Source organism: Bariatricus massiliensis (assembly GCF_900086725.1).
Taxonomy (GTDB): Bacteria; Bacillota; Clostridia; order Lachnospirales; family Lachnospiraceae; genus Allocoprococcus; species Allocoprococcus massiliensis.
This window is the reverse complement of the sequence record NZ_LT574836.1, coordinates 224300-245687: the sequence shown is the minus strand read 5'-3', so window position 1 is coordinate 245687 and position 21388 is coordinate 224300. Positions and strand designations below refer to the sequence as shown.

Below are 21388 nucleotides of genomic sequence, written 5' to 3'. Positions count from 1 at the left end.
TGAAAAACCCTTGCAAATATACAAGGGTTTCTAAGTAGCGGGAACTGGATTCGAACCAGCGACACTACGGGTATGAACCGTATGCTCTAGCCAACTGAGCTATCCCGCCATATTTAATTGTCAACAGCTTTTTAGCTGTAAAATGGGACCAATAGGGCTCGAACCTATGACCCTCTGCTTGTAAGGCAGATGCTCTCCCAGCTGAGCTATGATCCCATATTTTACAAGTTGTTGTCCTCAACTCGCTCTGCTATTATACAATGATTTTTCAACAAATGTCAACAGTTTTTTGTATTTTTTTAAAGTTCATCTTTTTTTTGAAAAACAAATAATTTTCTGACAGTTTATGCACATCTTTCCATCCAGAATCCGGTCGGAAACCTCCTCCCGGATTCCAGTAAGTAACATATATTCTCTCTTTATACGATTCCCTGCGCTGTCATGGCATCGGCCACTTTTTCGAAACCAGCGATATTAGCGCCGGCCACATAATTTCCTTTTACATCATAACGCTCTGCCGCGTCCGCCATATTATGGCAGATATCCACCATGATTCTCTGCAGTCTGGCGTCTACTTCTTCAAATGACCAGCTCAGCCTCTCGCTGTTCTGGGACATCTCCAGCGCTGAAGTAGCCACACCACCCGCGTTGGCAGCTTTACCCGGCGCGAACAGCACGCCGTTCGCCTGAAGATATTCTGTCGCCTCAAGAGTTGTAGGCATATTGGCCCCTTCCGCTACCGCAATACAGCCATTTGCCACCAGTTGTTTTGCATCCTCTAACAGCAGCTCATTCTGCGTCGCACAGGGGAGTGCAATATCTACCTTCACAGACCATACGCCGCGCCCCTCATGATACTCTGAATTAGGTCGATAGCTCTTATATTCTGTAAGTCTGGCCCTGCTTACTTCCTTGATTTCTTTCAATGCGTCGACATCAATTCCGTCCGCATCATATACCCATCCTGTAGAATCGCTGACCGTTACTACTTTCGCCCCCAGCTGCTGGGCTTTTTGCGTCGCATAAATCGCAACATTACCCGAGCCGGATACGGCCACCGTTTTTCCTGAAAGCTCATGTCCATTCAGCTTCAGCATCTCCTGCGTCAGATATAAAAGACCATAACCGGTAGCTTCTGTACGCGCCAGAGAGCCGCCATAACTTAATCCCTTCCCTGTGAGCACACCTTCAGACAGTCCACGGATACGCTTATACTGACCGTACATATATCCGATTTCCCTCGCTCCCGTACCGATATCCCCAGCGGGAACGTCTGTATCGGCGCCGATATATTTACACAATTCTGTCATAAAACTCTGGCAGAACGCCATTACCTCACGGTCCGACTTCCCCTTTGGATCAAAGTCAGATCCACCCTTTCCACCGCCGATTGGCAGTCCGGTGAGAGAATTCTTGAATATCTGTTCAAACCCAAGGAATTTGATGATACCAAGATTTACAGACGGATGGAGGCGGAGGCCTCCTTTATATGGCCCGATCGCACTGTTAAATTGTACACGGTAACCTGTATTGACCTGAACCTGACCTTTGTCGTCCACCCACGGGACACGGAATTTGAACTGCCTTTCAGGCTCTACCAGCCTCTCCAGCAGCGCGTCTTTTCTATATTTTTCTTCATTCGCTTCCACTACAAGTCGAAGAGATTCCAGCACTTCTTTAACTGCCTGATGGAATTCTGGTTCTGCCGGATTTTTCTTTACTACCAACTCAATCACTTCATCAACATAAGACATACTACTCACTACCTCCTGAATCTATTAGTCTTTTATCACTTTAAAACAATCATCCCCTCATGTCAAGATTTTTTCCATTATTTGTGTATTTTTTTGAATATTAGAGCGCATTCTATTTCAATTATGGTTGTTTTTTCACCTGTTTTATTGATTTATTTTTCTTTTTATGCAAGTATACTCTTCATTTCCTGCATTTGTCTTTTTTTATGAACTGTACATTTCCGTATGAAATATATTTTCAATACAGGAGATTCCCTATATCAATAAAAACCATGGGAGCTTTCGCCCCCATGGTCTTAACTTCATTGAAACTATTTAAAATATGCGACTCCTGATTCAAATATCTTGAGATCCTGTTCGCCGTAAATATTAATCGCCACTCCGTCGGCACGGCGCTCAGAATGTGCCATCTTTCCAAGCACACGCCCGTCAGGACTTGTAATGCCTTCAATCGCGCGGTAAGAACCGTTGACGTTCCACTCCTCGTTCATGGATACATTGCCGCTCACATCGCAATATTGTGTTGCTACCTGACCATTGACAAACAACCTGTCGAGCCACTCTTCGCTGGCAACAAACCTTCCTTCTCCGTGGGAAGCAGGATTTGTGTACACACCACCCAACTCTGCCTGCGCAAGCCACGGTGATTTGTTCGATACGACCTTTGTGTAAACCATCTTGGAGATATGGCGGCCGATTGTGTTGTATGTCAGTGTCGGTGAATCCGATGTCTGTCCTACAATCGCTCCGTGAGGCACCAGACCAAGCTTTACCAATGTCTGGAAACCATTGCAGACACCGAGGACCAATCCATCCCTTTCGCCCAAAAGCTTTTCAACCGCTTCCTTCAGCTTCGCATTTTGGAACGCTGTCGCGAAAAACTTTGCGGAGCCATCCGGCTCATCACCCGCTGAGAAGCCTCCCGGGAACATAATAATCTGTGACTTGGCAATCTCTTTTTCAAATTCTGCCACCGAATCCAAAATATCGGACGCATCCATATTTTTAAATACACGGGTTATCACCTTGGCTCCGGCACGCTCAAATGCCCTTGCACTGTCGTATTCACAGTTCGTTCCCGGAAATACAGGAATAAACACGGTGGGCTGGCCTATCTTATGGGTGCAGATATGGATATCCTCTGTCTTATAAAGAGGAGATGCCACTTCTTCTGTCCCAGCTTCATCAGAAACGGTGCGGAATACATTTTCGAGCGTCTCCGTCCATGCCTCCCCGGCTTCTTTTAATGTGATTACCGCATCGCGGTAGGAAAGTGTCTGTCCGCTTGTCACTTCACCGATTACCGTATAACTTATTTGAAGCTCTCCCAGCTTATCAGCCGGAACCTCTGCCACAATATCGCCAAATGCAGGTGCAAACAGCTCTCTGGCATCCAGATTGTGCTCCAGCTTGACACCCATGCCATTGCCGAACGCCATTTTGCTGACTGCCGCAATCACGCCGTGGCGGTCAAGGGCGTATGCAGAAACGATGCGTCCGCCGCCAATGTCCTCCGTGAATTTGCCGTACTGCTCCATCACCTTTTCATATACAGGCAGGCTGTAGCTGTCTTTGTCTATACGCAGCCATACCAGTTTATTTCCCGCATTCTTAAGTTCCGGTGTAATAATGTCCTGCTGTTTTGCAATGTCTACAGCAAAGGATACTAATGTAGGTGGAACATCGATATTCTCAAACGTACCGGACATACTGTCCTTACCACCAATGGAAGGAAGTCCGAATCCAATCTGTGCCTTGTAGGCTCCGAGAAGTGCCGCAAAAGGCTGGCTCCATCTGGACGGGTCCTCCGTCATACGCCGGAAATACTCTTGGAATGTGAATCGAATCCTGCGGTAATCACCGCCTGTGGCCACGATCTTTGCCACGGACTCTGTCACCGCATAGACAGCGCCATGATATGGGCTCCAGCTTGACAGATACGGGTCGAACCCATAGCTCATCATCGTCACCGTGTCACATTTGCCATTCATCACCGGGAGCTTTGCCACCATGCTCTGTGTCTCTGTCATCTGATATTTACCGCCGTGAGGCATAAAAACAGACGCCGCGCCGATGGAGCCGTCAAACATCTCCACCAGACCCTTCTGTGAGCACACATTCAAATCCTTCAAAGTATTCAGCCATTTTTCCCTCACATCCCCGACTTCCACAAACTGTACGAGAGGACTGTCCTCCTCCATCGGGATGTCTACTTTAACGGTCGTTTCCTGATGCGCACCGTTCGTGTCAAGAAATGCCCGGGAAATATCTACGATATCTTTGCCTCTCCAAGAGAGTACAAGTCTCGGCTCCTCCGTCACTACCGCAACTTTCACCGCCTCCAGATTCTCTTCTTTCGCGTAAGCCAGAAACTGTTCTGCGTCTTCAGGCGATACTACGACAGCCATACGCTCCTGAGATTCAGAGATTGCGATCTCAGTCCCGTCCAGTCCCGCATATTTCTTCGGAACCTTATCCAAATCTACCTTTAAGCCGTCTGCCAGCTCTCCGATTGCTACAGACACCCCTCCGGCACCAAAATCATTACACTTTTTAATCAGCTTACTTACTTCTTCTCTGCGGAACAAGCGCTGAATCTTCCGCTCTGTCGGCGGATTCCCCTTCTGCACTTCCGCGCCGCACGTCTCAATAGACTCTTCGGTGTGTACCTTGGATGAGCCGGTAGCCCCGCCGCATCCATCACGGCCAGTGCGCCCTCCAAGCAGGATGATGATATCGCCCGGATCCGATGTTTCGCGGATAACCGCACGTCTCGGCGCCGCGCCCAATACCGCACCGATTTCCATTCTCTTTGCCACATAATTCGGATGGTAGATTTCCTTTACCATGCCGGTTGCAAGGCCAATCTGATTTCCGTAAGAGCTATAACCGTGTGCCGCACTGCGCACCAGCTTTTTCTGCGGAAGTTTTCCCTTCATAGTCTCCTGCACAGACACCGTCGGGTCTGCCGCTCCGGTAACGCGCATCGCCTGATATACATAGGTACGCCCTGACAACGGGTCACGGATTGCTCCGCCCAGACAGGTTGCCGCACCACCGAAGGGCTCGATCTCGGTAGGATGGTTGTGTGTCTCGTTCTTAAAGTTCACAAGCCACTCCTCTTCCACTCCGTCTACCTCAACAGGCACAACGATGCTGCACGCGTTAATCTCATCAGACTCTTCCTGATCCTCCAGCTTTCCTTCCTTTTTCAGCTTTCTCATTGCCATGAGGGCCAGATCCATCAGGCAGACAAACTTATCCTCACGGCCTTTAAATATCTCACTGTGAGTCTGCAGATATTCCCTATAAGTCTCTTCGATGGGAGTCCGGTAATCCCCGTCGCCGAATGTGACATCGGTAAGCTCGGTCGAAAATGTAGTATGACGGCAGTGGTCAGACCAGTACGTATCCAAAACACGGATTTCTGTCATGGACGGGTCTCTGTGCTCCTCGTTTTTAAAATAGTTTTGAATATGCTGGAAGTCTCTGAAGGTCATCGCTAATCCCAGAGAATTATAAAGCGCTTTCAGTTCTGCCTCCGGCATCTCTTTGAAACCTTCAAAATATTTCACATCCTCCGGCTCTTCAAAATGTGTGACCAAGGTTTCCGGCTTGTCCATCCCAGTCTCTCTGGAATCAACGGGGTTGATGCAGTGAGCCTTTATGGCCTCGAACTCCGCATCCGTAACTTGGCCTTCAATCACATAAGTTGTGGCCGTCTTAATGACCGGAGTCTCATCCTCTTTGATAAACTGGACACACTGGACAGCAGAATCTGCTCTCTGGTCAAACTGTCCCGGAAGGTATTCCACGGAAAAAATTCTATCCTCTGCATTTACCGGGAATTCTTCAAGATAAAGCATGTCTACAGGCGGCTCTGCAAACACCCCGTTGCAGGCTCTTTCAAAGGTCTCTTCCGTAAGATCCTCCACGTCATAACGGATGAGTACACGTAAATTTGTCACTGTCTGAATTCCAAGGTAGCTTATCACTTCGTGCATCAATTCCTTTGCCTGTACGGCAAACTCTGGTTTCTTTTCAACATACACACGTTTTACACTGCTCATAATTTTCCTCCGTTTTTGTAATTCTCGCGGTATTACTTTCCTTTTAAGTATACCACAACTTCTTTTATAAGTATAATCAATATATCTTAACACTTTTATAAGTATTACTTATATTTTATCCGCCTTTTTCTTTATTACCCATTTCCATATAAGCGCGGCGGCAAATAGAAGCACCAGCAGGCCGGCAAAGACCAGACCGATTCTCATGACCATGTCATAGAAGAACCCCTCCGGCAGCATCCGAATCATATAATCCGTCTCCGGGTCAAACATCCACAAATCATTGGTAAAGAAAATCTCGTGAAATATTGTAAAATACTTTGTAAAATCCGATGCGAACAAGACCCCTAAAATGACAGTAAGGACTCCAAATATCCCCAGCCCGATAAAATAGGCCTTGGGAATCCAGCGCTTCCAATCCCCTTTCAGCCACACGAACAATGCGGTCAAAACAGCAAATCCTCCCAACAGCCACCACCGGAGGGCCAGACCGCCCAAAAAAAGATTCTTTACATCCTCCATATGCAGCCGGTCCTGCTCGTTAAAAAAGTCCTGCCTCTGTCCGTCCACCATAGTTTCTATGGACAGCACCTCCTCCCTGCCTATCAGATAGTCCATCATGTAATGTGTGACCGCCATTACATCCGCCATCTCCATATTCAGCTCCTCGGTCACTTCGTATCTTTCATATTCTTTCTCATAGAACCGGTATTTCGTGTCCCCATAAATTGCAGCCTGAAAACTAGTAATCAGGACTGCAATAATCAGACAGAACATTGCCAATACCGCCACCGCATTTTTTAAACCGTTATTTTTCATTTTCCGTGTCTACCTTTCACTATTTTGTTGTATTTTCTCATTTAATCACTTATAATACATATTAGCTTTATAAGGAGGACTAATAATGGATATCAACTATGAATTATATAAAGTATTTTATTATGTAGCTGCGACCTTGAGCTTTTCCGAGGCATCGAAACAGCTTTTTATCTCTCAATCCGCCGTCAGCCAGTCTATCAAGGCGTTGGAGAAAAAGCTGGACCAGACATTATTTATCCGCAGCACGAAAAAAGTGCAGCTTACTCCCGAAGGGGAAATTCTTCTGCGTCATATCGAGCCCGCGATCAACTTGATCAAACGGGGCGAATCTCAGATTATAGAATCCGCATCCACCGGAGGGCAGATCCGCATCGGCGCCAGCGACACCATATGCCGCTATTTTCTCGTACCATATTTGGAGCGCTTTCACAAGGCATTTCCCAGCGCTCATATAAAAGTGACCAACGCTACCTCTATAAAGTGTACGGAACTTTTGGAGACAGGCCAAGTTGATTTGATTGTGGCCAATTATCCCAATGCCTATTTGGGAAACCTTGCTTCCGTCAAAAAAATCAAGACGTTCCGTGATGTCTTTATCGCCAACTCCTCTTTTTCAGAGTTGAAGGAGAAAAAACTGACATTCAGCCAGCTTTTGGACTATCCTATCATCATGCTGGACAAAAAAAGTACCACCAGTGAGTTTCTCCACAGTTTGTTCCAGCAGCAGCAGTTGGATCTGGTTCCTGAAATAGAGCTGAGCAGCAACGACTTGCTGATCGACCTCGCCAGCATCGGCTTAGGCATTGCCTTCGTTCCGGATTACTGCATTCCCCATAAGTCAAAGAATCTGTTCATTGTCCAGACAAAAGAACAACTCCCCACACGGCAGCTCGTGGTTTCCTGGAACAGCCATGTCCCCGTATCACGCGCCGCCATGGAATTTTTGAACTATTTTGACGAAGTTCAGGATTAGAAGTATTTCCAGAATTCCTTTACCTTTGCCTCAACCTCAGAGAGCCTTGTCAGACCGCAGTCGCTCCATTCTCTTGGAAATATCTCTCTACACCGTGGTTCCCGGAAACGGTCATCCAAAAGGAGAATGACTCCTCTGTCCTCCTCTGTGCGGATGACTCTTCCGGCTGCCTGCAGGACTTTGTTCATCCCCGGATACAGATAAGCATAATCAAACCCCTGCATTCCCTTATCATCAAAATAATTCTTTAATATCTCCCTCTCGCAGCAGACCTGTGGAAGGCCCGTCCCCACGATAAAGGCGCCAATCAGCTTTTCCTGCGCCAAATCGATCCCCTCCGAGAAAATTCCTCCCATTACACAGAATCCCACAAGACTTTCATCCCGCTCCTCTTCAAATGTCTCCAAAAAAATCTCACGAGCCTCTTCATTCATAAAGTGGGATTGAAGAATACACTCCGCCACTTCCGGCTCTTTCTGGAGAAATGCTTCAAACTGCTCATATACCGCCTCCATAAATCTATAGGACGGAAAAAACGCCATATAATTACCCTTTTTTGCCTTGATGGTATTCCATATATAGGACGCATATCTCTGATACATCCCCTCGCCTCTGCGTGTGTATCTGGTACTCACATCCGTACCGTTCATCAGCAGACGGTTCTTAGAATCAAAGGAAGAATCCGCATAGATCGCATAATTATCCGTATCTGTGCTGAGAAGCTTTTTATAATACTGGATTGGAAGCAAGGTAGCGGAAAAAAATACGGCGCTGTTCCCCATATCAAGGAACTGCTGAAGATTGGCGGCCGGATTCACACAGAATAGTTTGAGCTTAAAGCGCCCGTCTTCCTCAAGCTCTGTATAAATCACATAATTCTCATCCAATCTGTCATAAATCCCTAAAAAATCACGTATTCGAAAGTAGAAGTCCAGAACCTTATCCCGCATCTCTTCGTTCTCGCAATTCTCAAGAAAGCGTTCCACCTCCGCCATCACATTCATAAACTTCAAATATAGATGTCCTACGCTCTCCACCACCTGATACGATTCACATTCTCTCTTCATCGTAAGAAGCAGTTTATTACATTCATCGGCTCTTTTTGCCAGCCGTGCATCCTCATTTTTGACCAGACGTTTTATTTCAAGGAATTCCTCTTTGTAAATGTCCGCGCTGTACATCTGCCTTCCCCGCTCCACCAGATTGTGGGCTTCATCTATCAAAAACAAATACTCCCCGGAAATTCCTTCTGAAAAAAAACGCTTCAAATGCGCGTTAGGGTCAAACACATAATTATAATCGCAGATTACCCCATCCATCCACACGGACAGATCGAGAGACATTTCAAAAGGACAAATGTTATACTTTTTCGCCATATCTTCCACGGACTCACGGCTCATGTCATCCGATGACGTCAGAAGTTCATAGACGGCATCATTCACCCGGTCATAATGTCCCTTGGCATAAGGACAGTGCTCCGGATTACAGTTCGTTTCCTCGCAAAAACAAATTTTTTCCTTGGCGGTCAAGGTGAGTACTTTGAATCGCAGTGCCTGCTCCTTCAATTTCTGAAATGCCTGCTCTGCCACAGTCCTCGTAATCGTTTTTGCAGTCAAGTAAAAAATCTTCTCTCCCAGTTCTTCCCCCACGGCCTTCACGGCCGGAAAAACAGTGGCCATAGTCTTACCCACACCGGTGGGAGCCTGTATAAATAGTTTCTTCTTCCTCAAAATCGTCCGGTATACAGAAGCCGTCAACTCCCTCTGCCCCTCTCGATAATCGAAAGGGAACTCAACCTTCTTAATCGACGCATTTCTCTGCCCCCGCCACTCCACTTGGAATTTGGCCCACTTTTCATACTGTTTTACCACGTCCAAGAACCAGCTTTCCAATTCCGCTATGGAGAATGTTTCTACAAATTGCCGGATTTCCTCTGTCTCCATCTGACAGTAAGTCATCTGGACGCTCACATTTTCATACTCATTCTGGACACCGTAAATATATGCATAACATTTGGCCTGAGCAAGATGTACACCTGCCGGGGCTTTCACCTGCTCCAGCTCGCAGAGCACCCCTTTGATTTCATCGACCGTAACCGCTCCGCCGGAATTGATAATTCCGTCAGCGCGTCCCTCCACTCTCAGCAAAAAACCGTCACACGGAACTTCCACCTTCAGCGGCACTTCAGCCTTATACTCCGAGCCCATTCTCCTCTGGATTTTCCGATGTATCTTTGCGCCCAGCTGCATCGCCTCTTTGTCCGGCCCCCCGCCGTTCCGATTATCAATATCGCCCTCCCGCAATATAAATTCCACCAAGTTTCTGACGGAAATGCGTACTGCCGGCATATCCTGCTCCATTTGTCTATTCCTCCTCTGTCATACAATAACATGCATTGTATGACCTTTTGACCCTAGCATCATTTTATCACAACCTTACATAAAGTAAAACAAAGATTATAAACTACAAAAAGAGCACCCGCGGTTACATAAATTGCTGCCGCAGTGCCCTTTCCCCTTTTCATTTCTCCTGTACGCGCCGCTTCCTGCTTTGACAGGCGCTGTACACTTTATCTAACTCTTTACACTAAGCCACACAAAATTTCCGCAGCGTCTTTTCAAACATAGGATTCAATCCGGCATACTGCACGGTCAAGACTCTTGACAAATCCAAGCTAAGTACGCCCAAAATTGATTTGGCATCAATGACAAAACGATTATAGAATACGTTAACATCAAAATCGCATTGTTCGGCCGAGCGTACGAATTCTTTGACATTATCTGTCGAAAGCATTATCTTGCACTCATGTTCCATTGCCAACACACTCCTTTCAGGGTTCCTACTCCATCGTTTATCTATATGAACGGGAAGGCAGCATCATGCCCTCATCGATTGAAACAATTATGCCACTTCGTCTATTTGCTGTCAATCGCCTATTTCCCCAAATAAATTCCAAAATATAGTATATTATTGTTCAAACTCTACCATATTTTGTCGGAACCATAATGGAAGGTGCTGCCTCTGTCTATTATAGCTGCATCTTTCTTCTATAGAAATACTTTTACAGAACCCTTTGAACAGCCGCTGCATCTCCAACTCAGAGTCAGAATAGCGGTCCAATTTCTCTATATTCACTTGTACCCCCGAGACCAAGACCCAGTTTTTCTTACTCTCATGCACCACGAACATGCCATGGGTCTGGTCATATATCATCCAATTTTCCAAGGGCAGCCTGTCCGCAAAGTGAGGCGCCACGCAAGTAAGGACCTGACTTTTAGGCCGAATCTTGGAAACTAAAATTCCACTGTCCAGCTCTTTGAACCGTATGAACTCTTTAAAGTAATGAGCCTCATTGCTCACTCTGCGATTCAGTTCAAAGACTTTAGCCACATGTGGACAAGTCAAATAATTCATGATCTTCCTGCTGTCCGGTATCTTCCTAGCCTCCAGCATAGTCCCTAAAATCGCGCTTCCCTTATCCGAATCCGCAGAAAGCGCCGCATGGTACAAATCCCAGTATGAATCATCCCCCAAATGCCTCTTGATCAGATTCTCTACTGCTATGGCCTTTTCTTCTGACTCTGCCACTTCCACATACTCACAGAACAGCTCCTGCGCCACGCTTCCTCTAAAAGCGATCCCGGCCTCACCGCTCTCCCTACGCTGTTTCCACGCGTCATAAACGGCAGAAAACAATCCGGTAATATTATCTTGGCAAATATATATTCTTTTCATAGCGCAGCCTGCTCAAATGCAGGAATCCTCCTCTTCTTCTCCCGCAGATCTTCCTTATAAAAATTCACATCATCAAACAAGTTAAGCTGTCTGAAACTCATCTCCTTGACCGAGTCCGGAAGCTTTTCCCCTACGTTGAGGAGGTTGCGGGTAATATAATCTTCCTCTATCTTAGTGGGGTACATCATCTTCCCACTGCAGGTAATAAAGTATAACGCCCTTTTCAATACCACACCAATTTTCTTCAAATCTGCGAAATCCAGAACCGCAAACTTTCTTGCCTTCACAATCCTCTCTGCAGACTTGTATCCGATTCCCGGAACTCGAAGAAGCGTAAGATAATCCGCACGATTGATTTCGACCGGGAACGTCTCCAAATGCTTGAGCGCCCAGTTGCACTTCGGGTCCAGCAGTACATTGAAATTGGGATTCTTGTCATCGAGTAGTTCCGCCGCCTCAAAATGATAATAGCGCAGAAGCCAATCCGCCTGATACAATCGGTGTTCCCTTAGAAGGGGCGGCCCTTCCTGCCTGTTAGCGGGGAGGTTCGTGTCTTCGTTGACACTGACAAAGGCCGAGTAGAACACTCTCTTCAATTCAAACTTTTTATAGAGAGCTTCCGCCACCTGCATAATCTGAAAATCGGATTCCGGGGTCGCACCAATAATCATCTGTGTGCTCTGCCCCGCAGGCACAAAACGGGGAGCGTTCCTGTAAACCGCCACCTCCTGCTTGTTCTGCATCATCCCCTTCTGGACAAGACGCATCGGCGTAAGAATATTCTTTCTATTCTTGTGAGGGGCCAGCAGGCGTAGGCTTTCATTGGTAGGCAGCTCCAAATTGACACTCATCCTGTCCGCCAAAAATCCCACTCTTCGAATCAATTCAGCGCTGGCCCCCGGAATTGCTTTCACATGAATATAGCCTTGAAAATTACATTCCACACGCAGCTTATAAAGAGCAGCGTAAATCAGCTCCATTGTGTAGTCGGGGCTCTTCAGTATGCCGGAACTTAAAAAAAGCCCTTCTATATAATTTCTTCTATAAAATTCCATCGTCAAGCGGCAAATCTCATCCGGTGTGAAGGATGTCCTCTGCACATCATTGGATGCTCTGTTTATACAGTATTTACAATCATAGATGCACTCATTGGTAAACAGAATCTTCAGAAGAGATATGCACCGTCCGTCCGCCGAAAAACTGTGACAGATTCCTGCTTTCTCGCAGTTGCCCATCCCAGTGCCGTCGCCTCTGCGCTCCACGCCGCTGGACGTACAGGCAACATCATATTTTGCGGCGTCTGTAAGAATATTCAGCTTATCGTACATAGACATGTCTTCCTGTATCCTCATAATCTCATCCTTCCCTTCCCATTCCACCAGAACTTTTGTTCCGAACATTCGTTCTATCTAAAGTCTATCATATTAATCCCAATTATTCAAGTATCTATTTCCACAACTTTTTAAAATGCAGTTTCCTATTATAACAAAAAACCACCGCCCTGCGGCAACTCTGTCACAGGGCGGCGGCTTCTCCGCTGCAAATAATCATTACTGGAATTTTTCCGTAATATTCTTTAAATATTTATTTTGAACTTCATAAAACTTTTCAGATTCGACCATCTCTGAAAGCTGTGGGTCTATCGGCATCTTGCCCAGCACTTCTATACCCAGCTCCTCTGCGATTTCATCAATATGGCTTTCCCCAAATACAGAAATTCGCTTTCCACATTCCGGGCATTCCAGATAACTATAGTTTTCTACAATGCCAATCACTGGTATATTCATCTGTTTCGCCATATTATAGGCTTTTTTCACTATCATCTGCACCAAATCCTGAGGGGAGGTCACAATAACGACCCCGTCCACCGGAAGTGATTGGAACACAGTCAATGGGACATCTCCGGTACCCGGCGGCATATCCACCAGCAGGAAATCCAAGTCTCCCCACATAACGTCTGTCCAGAACTGGGTCACCACTCCTGCGATTACAGGTCCCCTCCAAATAACCGGATCTGACTCCCGCTCAAGAAGAAGATTGACGGACATAATCTTAGTGCCATCTTTTGCGATACATGGGAACATTCCTTCATCACTCCCCATCGCATTTTCATGGACACCGTACATCTTTGGGATTGACGGGCCTGTTATGTCCGCATCCAGAATTCCCACTGTATATCCCTGCTCCGTCATCATTCGGGCGAGGGACGCTGTCACCATAGATTTACCCACGCCGCCCTTACCGCTGATTACGCCAATTACCTTTTTCACCTGTGAATATGCATTTGCCGGAGCTCTCATATCCGCCTTTTTACTCTCGCATGTACCCGCGTGGGCACAGGAAGAGCAGGCCTCAGGTGAGCATCCGCTGCTTTGTTCTTCTGCCATAGCTGTTCAAACCTCCCGGATTATTTATATTAGTCAAGCGGATACCCGCAGACAATAAAATTATCTGCGGGTATCCCGTTTATTATTCTACTACTGCAATCAATTCTACTTCACAAAGTACATTCTTAGGAAGTGTCTTCACAGCCACACAGCTTCTGGCCGGCTTAGATGTGAAATACTTTGCGTACACTTCGTTAAACGCCGCAAAATCTCCCATATCGCTTAAGAAACATGTTGTCTTCAAAACCTTGTCAAAAGAAGTTCCCGCTGCTTCAAGCACCGCCGCAAGATTCTTGCAGACCTGCTCTGTCTGCTCTGCGATAGTCTCCGCTTCAATTGCATCCGTCGCCGGATTAATCGGAATCTGTCCTGCTGAACAAAAAATCCCGTTATGTACATATCCCTGAGAATAAGGTCCCAGTGCCTTCGGTGCTTTCTCTGTTGCTACTGCTTTCATTTCTTCAATCTCCTTTTCTTATATTCTTCCTCCCGCCGTCACGCGGCAGGCATCTCGGTCTTTATCCCGAAGCCATATCATAAGGATACCATAGCTTTTCTTATATCGCAAGTTCACTTTTCTCCCTCGTAACGTCTTTGATCCACTTATAACTGAGGAAACGCTTGATAGTAATGGGCAGCTTGATGACTTCATCACTCATCAAAATCATATAGACCACCGGAACCCCTGCGTGAAATATAAATGCCGCGGCTGCTCCAAGCAGAATGGAGCACCCCCACATAGTTGATACATCCAGCGCCAGGCCAAACTTCGTATCTCCTCCGGAGCGGAAGACACCTACGACCAGCGTAGTATTGACAGACTGTGCAAGTGTAAAGTAGGACATTACAAAAAACATGAACGCAAGATATCCTTGTGCCTGCGGCGACAGCACCATAAAGTGTGTGGCCACAGGAATCGCCAATAAAATCACACAACCGCCAAGAGCTCCAGTCACGACACTGAGCCACACAAATCTTCTTCCATAGGCTTTTGCCAGTTCGTATTTCTTCTCCCCAATCGTCTTTCCAAGATAGATAGCCGTGGCATTAGAAACCCCGAATACCACGACCGTGGCCAGCTGTCTCGCCACCTGTGCCACCGAATTGGCCGCCACCGCGGCACTACCCAAGTGTCCGATGACCGCGGTGTTTGCAGAGGAGCCCAGCCCCCACATCAACTCATTTAAAATAACCGGAGTTGCATAGACAAAAAAGTCTTTCAACAGCACCTTATCGATATGCCACATATCCCGGAGATGGAATCTCACCGTCTTATTCTTTACTTTTGCGTACCATATTACAATACAAAGCTCTATGACTCTCGAGGAAAGTGTCCCTATGGCAGCCCCCATAATTCCCATTTTGGGGAATCCCAAAAGCCCGAAAATCAGTATCGCGTTGATCACTATATTGTTGACAAGGGATACACTGTATACTACCGTGGCCACGACCACCCGCTCAATACTTCGCATGATATAAAGATAAATCTGTGTCACCGCCATAAACAGATAAGAAATCCCTACTATTCTTAAATATTTTACACCCTCCGCAATTACTTCTGCGTCGGTAGTATAGATTCTCATCAGGTACTGTGGAATGAGTTCTGCCGCCAGTGTAAATACGACCGCGCTGACCGCTCCTATCGTCAGGCCGATTCCGAGAATCTTCTCAATCGTGCGGGTGTCTTTCTTCCCCCAGTACTGCGCCGTAAGCACCGTCGCCCCCGAAGTCACTCCATAGAGAATGAGTGTCATGATGAACTGCACCTGCCCAGCCAGCGATGCGCCGGACAGTACCTTCTCTCCGACCCATCCCAGCATGAGGACATCCGCTGCCGTGACCCCTACGTTGATGAGATTTTGAATGGCCATAGGAACGACAAGCATAAGCACCTGCCGGTAAAACCTTCCCCAGTCTACATTGATTGTATTTTTGTCAGTTGTTCGCCTCCTGAAAGATTTGATAAACATCGTCCACCCCAAGCTCCTTTATCTTTGATAACTTAACCGTTCCGCCCATAGTAGCATTCATGGACAGCTCTCTCAATTCTTTTTCTGATATCTCTCCTATCCCTAACTCTTTTAATCCCACGGGCATGCCGATTTCTCTAAAATAAGCGACGGTCCGGCCGATTGCCAGCTTTGCCGCCTCTTTTTCATCTTCTGCGCGGATTCCCCACACTTTCTCTCCAAAATGCGCAAATCTGGCATAATCACTTTCACAGACATATTCGGCCCATGCTCCCCACACAGCCGATAACGTGGCTCCATGGGCTGCGTCATATTTAGCGCTCAGCGCATGGCCCAGCTTATGTACCGAGAAGTCCTTTTCTCTCCCCAGCCCTGTAAGGTTGTTATGAGATAAACTTCCACACCACATAATCTCACTCATGGCATCGTAATCTGAAGGGTTCTCCATTGCCTTTCTTCCATTTTCTATGACAACTCTAAGAAGTCCCTCCGCAATCTCATCTGTCATCTGGTTCTTCTGGTTCGGTATAAAATACCGCTCCAGCGTATGCATCATGATATCAACGATGCCGCATCCAAGCTGGTATTTCGGCAAAGTATACGTGAGCTCCGGATTCATGACAGCGAAGCGGGGACGGTTCAACTCTGTTCCGATACCTGACTTTCTCCCCAGCTCTTCGTTTGTAAGAACTGCCGAATCACTTGTCTCGCTTCCCGCCGCCGCGATGGTCAGCACACATCCTACTGGAAACGACTTGGTAAGCGGTACTTTCTGCGTCCAGATATCCCACAAATCAAATTCCGGATTCGCCGCTCCGTGGGCAATCGCCTTGGCCGTGTCGATCGCGCTCCCGCCTCCCACCGCGAGAATGAAGTCCGCTTCCATCTCCACCGCTTTAGCCACACCTTGACGCGCAAAGCTAAGCCGCGGATTCGGCTGTACGCCCCCTAATCTTTCAGAGACAATTCCTGCTTCCGTAAGAGAATTTTCTACACGGTCAATCAGACCGCTTCTAACCGCACTTCCCCCGCCGAAGACAATCAGCGTTCTATGGCCTCCCCACTTTTTGACCTCCTGCCCAGTCTTAAGCTCCGTATCCTTCCCGAATACAATCTCTGTCGGCGCGTATTGTACAAAATTTTGCATGATGATTCCTCCCGAATAATGAAGAATATTTGTTTTAAAAGTTTGGAAATTATGGAATGATTTTCCCGAAATGAAGTGTTTTTGTCCGCCGTCTCCGAGACCAGCCCCAAAAACAGTGTCAATCCCGGAAAACGGACAATGGCAATATACATTAACATGGATTCTTTATAACGTGATTTGGCCAGTCCTCAAAACTTTAGGCCACTTTTGCCTTTTACAACCAAATCTTTCCTGTTGTATCTCCATTGATAACATAATATACTGCATAGTCTTCTGGCTTAATGTAAAGCTCAATGCTCTTAATATCAGCCACCTTATTTTTTGATTTTGTCCACTCTTTCTTGACTGCTGCAATCATATCTTTCGTATTTACTTCTTTTTCTCCATATTGTAAAACAATATCTGTTTTAATTTCCTTTTTGGCAGCTACGGTCTTTTTCACCTTCGCAGCTGTTTTCTTTACTTCCTTTACTTTTGTTGCCGCTGCTTTTTTCACTTCTTCTGTTTTCGTTTCTGCAGCCTCTTTTATCTCTTCTGCTATTGTCTCAACAGTTTCTTTGATTTCCTCTTTTTTGTCGTCCACGGCTTTCGCTATCTTTTCTTCTGCCTTTTCAACTGGTGCCTTTACTTCTTGTGTCTTTACTTCTGCTGCTTTCGTTGTCTTTTTTGCCTGTCTTCTTGTCGCCATAATATAGTACCCTCCTTGATTCCAAGTAACTGCATGTTGCCACAGCATTCCAGTTCTTCCGGACTGCCTATCTGCACATTATAGCACAATTACATGCGGTTGTCACATTTATTCCCCTGTATAAGGCCGCATTTGGGGTTTATTCATGTAGAATTTTCCCTAAATTTTAGTAGGTTTCTTATGCAAAATGTGCTATAATTGATGCATGAAACGAAAGGAAGGTATTGCTTATGGGACTTTTGGTAGCTCTCATCGCCATTGCTATCCTTGCAGCAGTTATTGTTGCGGCAGTCACAGCGTCTGCTGCCGGTGTAATTGGCGGAGAGATTGAAGAAGAAGATAATGACTAACAAAAAGAACATTCTGACAGAAATCAAGAGGCCCCTATCCTCCTGTATTTCTCGTAGGAATGTTCTTTTTTCTTACTTCAATCATTTTTTATATATTATCCACGAATGTTTGTGATGTGTGTGTTGTACTCTTTATCCTGCCGTTATCTAAAGTTTGTATGATATCAAAAAATGATAGATTCTCCTTAGAATGAGATATCATGATAATTGTTTTTTTACTCTGCGACACATAGTCAAAAAAAGCGCGCACAGTCTCTCTATCCAATCCATGCTCCGGCTCATCCAGAAGAATGCACGGTGCTGGAGAAAGTAAAGCCCTTGCAAGAGAAATTTTCTGCTTTTCCCCCAGTGACAGATTTTTTCCGTTTTCTACCACGGCGGTATCATATTTCTCCGGGAAAGACACAATCAGCTCATGAAGGTGGAGCATTTTTGCGATTTCCTCCACCCGGGCGCTTTCCGGCTCCTCATCAAAGCGGTAACAATCCAAAATCATATTTTCCCGGAAACTGATATTCAGAAGCTCCGGTTCTTGTGGAATATATGTAAAAAACTTTTGCGGACAGGGATATACTTTCTCTCCCACAACAATAGAAATCTCCCCAGTCTGGGGTTTCAAATCCCCAAGAAAGATTTTCATCAGCGTAGATTTCCCTGCGCCATTCATCCCGCTCAAGATATGGCGCTCATGAAAAGGAACAGAAAAGGAAACGTCCTTCAATACCGGCTCCTGTCCCCCATAAGCAAAGGTCACATTCCGTACCTGAATTTCTCCCGCTTTTCCTTCCAGATGAAGAAGTGGGTCTTTTGTTTTCTCTTCTGCCTCCCTTTTTGTAACCTCTTTCACCCTGCGGACGGAAGTGTGTACATCCGTCAGATAATTCCACGTATTGGTAAAACAGTTGAAGAACCGGAAAATGAACGGAGAAAAGGCAAAGATAAATGCCAAATCTGCCATTTCGATATGTTGCCGCGAAGCTAAAAATATACAGAGCAGCACGCTGCTGAGCAGACCGAAATCCTCCAGCAACTTGGAAACAAACCGTGCATAACGGATGGTATTCTCTTTTCTCTTCTCAGCCGTCACAGCAAGGCTGGCGACATGACTGCTTTTTTGAAGGAACAAGGTATAAATCCCGCTCTCACGAATGGAGACGAGCTGTTCCGTCAAATACTGAAAAAATCCAGTCAACTCATCAAAAGTTTCCCGCTCCTCTACCGAATAGCTCTGAATCTTCCGCTGGAAAAAGTAGTTCAGCAGAATAGAAGGCAGCCCGAGAAGAAGAAACGGTACTAATACGACCGGTTTCCAAAAAACAAACACCAGCATCGATAGGATACCAAGTAAAAATGGCTCAACAAAATTAATAGTGAATCCCATGAATAAGAAATCGCTCAACACGCTTCCACTGTCGTTCAACAGAAGTGATAGTATCTTGCCCGAAGCGACTTGCCTCCGGTTTTCGTGCGAGCTATAGAGCCATGTACGCAAAAGGTTTTGATTGGCTGTACCGACAATACGCTCTGCACAGTATCCGGAAATCCTGTATCCTAATATAGTTGGTATCCTCGCCACACAGTAAAGCCCGAAAAGGAACACCAGCGGCGCCCAAATGCTCTGCCTCATCTCATTTAACCCCGCCACGGTACGAAGCAGACAAGAATTGACAAACTGGATGAGAAACCACGCCCCGGCCACGAGGACAGAGCCGCCAACAGCCTTCACCGTATCTTTTGGCCTGACCGCAGTAATGATTTTAAAATCCTCCCAAACTTCTTTTCCTTTCCTAACATGTGTCATGGCATTTCTCCTTCCAAAGAAGTTCTTTTCCGTTTTCCATATCAAGTCCCTTATCAAAAAAGCCGGATAACCCTGCGTGGTGTGTGGTCATGCAGATGGTTCTGTCCGACGCACAAAGGAACTGGATAATACGTTCCTCCCCTTGACTGTCCAAAGAGTTGGTCGCCTCGTCGATGAGAAGTATCGGAGTGCCCGAAAGCCACGCCCGCGCCAGACCGATTCTCTGTCTCTGACCACCCGATAGATTGCTGCCCTTATTTTCCACGTGCAAATCCAGTATCTCCCTATCTTTCTTTTCTGGAAATACGGCATGAAAATCAAATTCCCTGAGGGCATCCAATAGCTGCCCTTCCGGCAGTTCATTTTCAAATGTAAGATTTCCCTCTAACGTCCCCTCCCACAAGACAGGCTCTGACGGCACATAGGATATCATGCGGTACATTGCCGGCAGCGTATACTCCTCCGGCAAATGCCCACAGAGCGTAATGCACCCTTTTTCCAGAGTCTGGTATATACCACATGCCAACTTTAAGACCGTCGTCTTCCCACAGCCATTTCTTCCCAACAGCAATACATGTTCCCCGCGTCTGGCCTCAAAAGAAAGATTTTCAAAAATCATCCGCTCCTGAGGACCGTCCCCATACCGGAAGGAAACCCCATCAAATCGAATCATCACCTGACTGTCCGGCAAGCTGTCACAAGCGCCAAAATTTTGCTGCGGACATTCCATAATTTCTCTCACCCGCTCCAAAAATACAGCCAGCGTCGGAAAATTGGCCATAAAATCATCCAGTTCTGCCAACTCTGCATTGAATAAATAGGTAAACAAAAACGCCGTCAAAAAGGCCTCCACCGAGATTCTCCCCTGATAAATAAACACACTTCCTAAGATTCCAATCAGGATGAGCGGTACTTTGTTCAGCAGAATTGCAGGACTCATCCACCCCACAAGGGCTCCCATCGAACGGCCAAACATCTTGGCATACCGCTGAACCACTTTCTCCGTGCGCCCCAGCATCTCCTCCTGCACGGCAGAGTGGGCAACCAGTTCATGGTGCGAAACGATATCCTCGAACACCGCATTTCTCTCGCTCATCACTTCCGTCGATTGCTGCAAAAATCGTTGGCATATCTGTCTCCCCCTCCACTCTGAAAAGAATAAGACTGGAATCGGAATAAGAAAAGCCGCACCGAGAAGCGGATGAAAAAGACTCAAAAACACCGTATTGAAGGTGAGGAGCCCCACGCTTTTTATGAGTTTCGGTATATAAACCGCCACCGTTTCCGCGCACCAGTTGATATCCTCGCAGCTCCTCCCGATCAGGTCCCCGCCCCTCTGCTTCACAATCCATGTATAGTCCGCTTTCAAAAGCTTGTCTGAAATCCTGTGCAGATACAGCTCTTTCAGACGCATCTTAAATTTTAAAGATAGTTGAGAATACAGAAATCCGCACACGGTACATGCAATCTTACCGCACACGAACACCAGCAAAATGGATGTCCACCATTTCATGAACCCCAAACCGCCGGACAGAATCGTCGAGAAGCTATAAGAAAAGCTAAGATTTGTAATAATAGACAATATAATCAGAAGTATCATCATTCCATAATACTTCCACACAAAAGTTTCCTGTAAAAAATAGTAGACCAATTTCCCTTCTTTTTTAATTTGCTGGATAACCTTCACGCATTTC

The 21388-nt window shown here is 46.3% G+C and carries 15 protein-coding genes and 2 tRNA genes; 1 reads left to right on the top strand and 16 read right to left on the bottom strand.

The features are described 5' to 3' along the window. Positions 1-35: 35 nt before the first annotated feature. From BN6465_RS02760 to BN6465_RS02740, 5 genes are all read right to left on the bottom strand, one after another. Positions 36-109 (bottom strand) — tRNA-Met (locus tag BN6465_RS02760). Between the two features lie 34 nt (positions 110-143). Continuing rightward, positions 144-216, bottom strand: a tRNA-Val gene (locus tag BN6465_RS02755). A 203-nt stretch (positions 217-419) separates the two neighbouring features. Next, complete coding sequence (gdhA, locus tag BN6465_RS02750; RefSeq protein ID WP_066731489.1) at positions 420-1754, bottom strand: NADP-specific glutamate dehydrogenase; 1335 nt, start codon at positions 1752-1754, stop codon at positions 420-422. A 311-nt stretch (positions 1755-2065) separates the two neighbouring features. Further along, positions 2066-5824, bottom strand: a complete 3759-nt coding sequence (locus tag BN6465_RS02745) for a phosphoribosylformylglycinamidine synthase (RefSeq protein WP_066731488.1) — start codon at positions 5822-5824, stop codon at positions 2066-2068. Between the two features lie 108 nt (positions 5825-5932). Then, positions 5933-6643 carry a TIGR01906 family membrane protein gene (locus BN6465_RS02740; RefSeq protein ID WP_066731484.1) on the bottom strand — a complete coding sequence of 237 codons (711 nt, stop codon included), beginning with the start codon at positions 6641-6643 and terminating at the stop codon, positions 5933-5935. An 85-nt stretch (positions 6644-6728) separates the two neighbouring features. On the opposite strand from BN6465_RS02740, the gene BN6465_RS02735 reads away from it, so the two are divergent. Beyond that, positions 6729-7616: a LysR family transcriptional regulator gene (locus BN6465_RS02735; RefSeq protein WP_199882784.1), complete on the top strand. Its 888-nt coding sequence runs from the start codon at positions 6729-6731 to the stop codon at positions 7614-7616. Here the strand turns inward: BN6465_RS02735 and BN6465_RS02730 are convergent. The 11 genes from BN6465_RS02730 to BN6465_RS02680 all read right to left on the bottom strand — a co-directional run bounded on the left by BN6465_RS02730 (position 7613) and on the right by BN6465_RS02680 (position 21381). Then, on the bottom strand, positions 7613-9976 hold the full coding sequence (locus tag BN6465_RS02730; protein ID WP_066731480.1) for an ATP-dependent DNA helicase: 2364 nt from the start codon (positions 9974-9976) through the stop codon (positions 7613-7615). The genes BN6465_RS02735 and BN6465_RS02730 overlap by 4 nt on opposite strands. A gap of 226 nt (positions 9977-10202) precedes the next feature. Then, positions 10203-10430, bottom strand: coding sequence for an HPr family phosphocarrier protein (locus BN6465_RS02725; RefSeq protein ID WP_066731478.1), 228 nt, complete (start codon positions 10428-10430; stop codon positions 10203-10205). Positions 10431-10583: 153 nt separating this feature from the next. Continuing rightward, positions 10584-11351, bottom strand: a complete 768-nt coding sequence (locus BN6465_RS02720; protein ID WP_066731476.1) for a TIGR03915 family putative DNA repair protein — start codon at positions 11349-11351, stop codon at positions 10584-10586. Beyond that, on the bottom strand, positions 11348-12703 hold the full coding sequence (locus tag BN6465_RS02715) for a putative DNA modification/repair radical SAM protein (protein WP_066732736.1): 1356 nt from the start codon (positions 12701-12703) through the stop codon (positions 11348-11350). Before BN6465_RS02715 ends, BN6465_RS02720 begins: the two co-directional genes overlap by 4 nt. Positions 12704-12901: 198 nt before the next feature. Next, the gene (locus BN6465_RS02710; protein ID WP_066731474.1) at positions 12902-13738 is read right to left on the bottom strand and encodes an Mrp/NBP35 family ATP-binding protein; all 837 of its coding nucleotides are present in this window, start codon (positions 13736-13738) and stop codon (positions 12902-12904) included. A gap of 82 nt (positions 13739-13820) precedes the next feature. Next, positions 13821-14195: a Rid family detoxifying hydrolase gene (locus tag BN6465_RS02705; RefSeq protein WP_066731472.1), complete on the bottom strand. Its 375-nt coding sequence runs from the start codon at positions 14193-14195 to the stop codon at positions 13821-13823. 100 nt (positions 14196-14295) lie between these two features. Continuing rightward, a complete protein-coding gene (locus tag BN6465_RS02700; RefSeq protein ID WP_066731470.1) occupies positions 14296-15708 on the bottom strand; it encodes an MATE family efflux transporter in 1413 nt (470 codons plus the stop codon). Beyond that, positions 15674-16855 (bottom strand): iron-containing alcohol dehydrogenase, encoded by a 1182-nt coding sequence (locus tag BN6465_RS02695; protein WP_066731468.1) that lies wholly within the window; start codon positions 16853-16855, stop codon positions 15674-15676. Before BN6465_RS02695 ends, BN6465_RS02700 begins: the two co-directional genes overlap by 35 nt. A gap of 214 nt (positions 16856-17069) precedes the next feature. Then, the gene (locus BN6465_RS02690; RefSeq protein WP_066731466.1) at positions 17070-17543 is read right to left on the bottom strand and encodes a DUF6465 family protein; all 474 of its coding nucleotides are present in this window, start codon (positions 17541-17543) and stop codon (positions 17070-17072) included. A gap of 438 nt (positions 17544-17981) precedes the next feature. After that, on the bottom strand, positions 17982-19694 hold the full coding sequence (locus BN6465_RS02685; protein WP_066731461.1) for an ATP-binding cassette domain-containing protein: 1713 nt from the start codon (positions 19692-19694) through the stop codon (positions 17982-17984). Further along, positions 19681-21381, bottom strand: a complete 1701-nt coding sequence (locus BN6465_RS02680) for an ATP-binding cassette domain-containing protein (RefSeq protein WP_066731457.1) — start codon at positions 21379-21381, stop codon at positions 19681-19683. The genes BN6465_RS02685 and BN6465_RS02680 overlap by 14 nt, the downstream gene beginning before the upstream one ends. Positions 21382-21388 lie beyond the last annotated feature (7 nt).

Excerpts from the sequence above, each read along its gene's own strand:
- gdhA (WP_066731489.1), bottom strand. The coding sequence starts at position 1,754 with ATGTCTTATGTTGATGAAGTGATTGAGTTGGTAGTAAAGAAAAATCCG.
- BN6465_RS02745 (WP_066731488.1), bottom strand. The coding sequence starts at position 5,824 with ATGAGCAGTGTAAAACGTGTGTATGTTGAAAAGAAACCAGAGTTTGCC.
- BN6465_RS02740 (WP_066731484.1), bottom strand. The coding sequence starts at position 6,643 with ATGAAAAATAACGGTTTAAAAAATGCGGTGGCGGTATTGGCAATGTTC.
- BN6465_RS02735 (WP_199882784.1), top strand. The coding sequence starts at position 6,729 with ATGGATATCAACTATGAATTATATAAAGTATTTTATTATGTAGCTGCG.
- BN6465_RS02730 (WP_066731480.1), bottom strand. The coding sequence starts at position 9,976 with ATGGAGCAGGATATGCCGGCAGTACGCATTTCCGTCAGAAACTTGGTG.
- BN6465_RS02725 (WP_066731478.1), bottom strand. The coding sequence starts at position 10,430 with ATGGAACATGAGTGCAAGATAATGCTTTCGACAGATAATGTCAAAGAA.
- BN6465_RS02720 (WP_066731476.1), bottom strand. The coding sequence starts at position 11,351 with ATGAAAAGAATATATATTTGCCAAGATAATATTACCGGATTGTTTTCT.
- BN6465_RS02715 (WP_066732736.1), bottom strand. The coding sequence starts at position 12,703 with ATGAGGATACAGGAAGACATGTCTATGTACGATAAGCTGAATATTCTT.
- BN6465_RS02710 (WP_066731474.1), bottom strand. The coding sequence starts at position 13,738 with ATGGCAGAAGAACAAAGCAGCGGATGCTCACCTGAGGCCTGCTCTTCC.
- BN6465_RS02705 (WP_066731472.1), bottom strand. The coding sequence starts at position 14,195 with ATGAAAGCAGTAGCAACAGAGAAAGCACCGAAGGCACTGGGACCTTAT.
- BN6465_RS02700 (WP_066731470.1), bottom strand. The coding sequence starts at position 15,708 with ATGTTTATCAAATCTTTCAGGAGGCGAACAACTGACAAAAATACAATC.
- BN6465_RS02695 (WP_066731468.1), bottom strand. The coding sequence starts at position 16,855 with ATGCAAAATTTTGTACAATACGCGCCGACAGAGATTGTATTCGGGAAG.
- BN6465_RS02690 (WP_066731466.1), bottom strand. The coding sequence starts at position 17,543 with ATGGCGACAAGAAGACAGGCAAAAAAGACAACGAAAGCAGCAGAAGTA.
- BN6465_RS02685 (WP_066731461.1), bottom strand. The coding sequence starts at position 19,694 with ATGACACATGTTAGGAAAGGAAAAGAAGTTTGGGAGGATTTTAAAATC.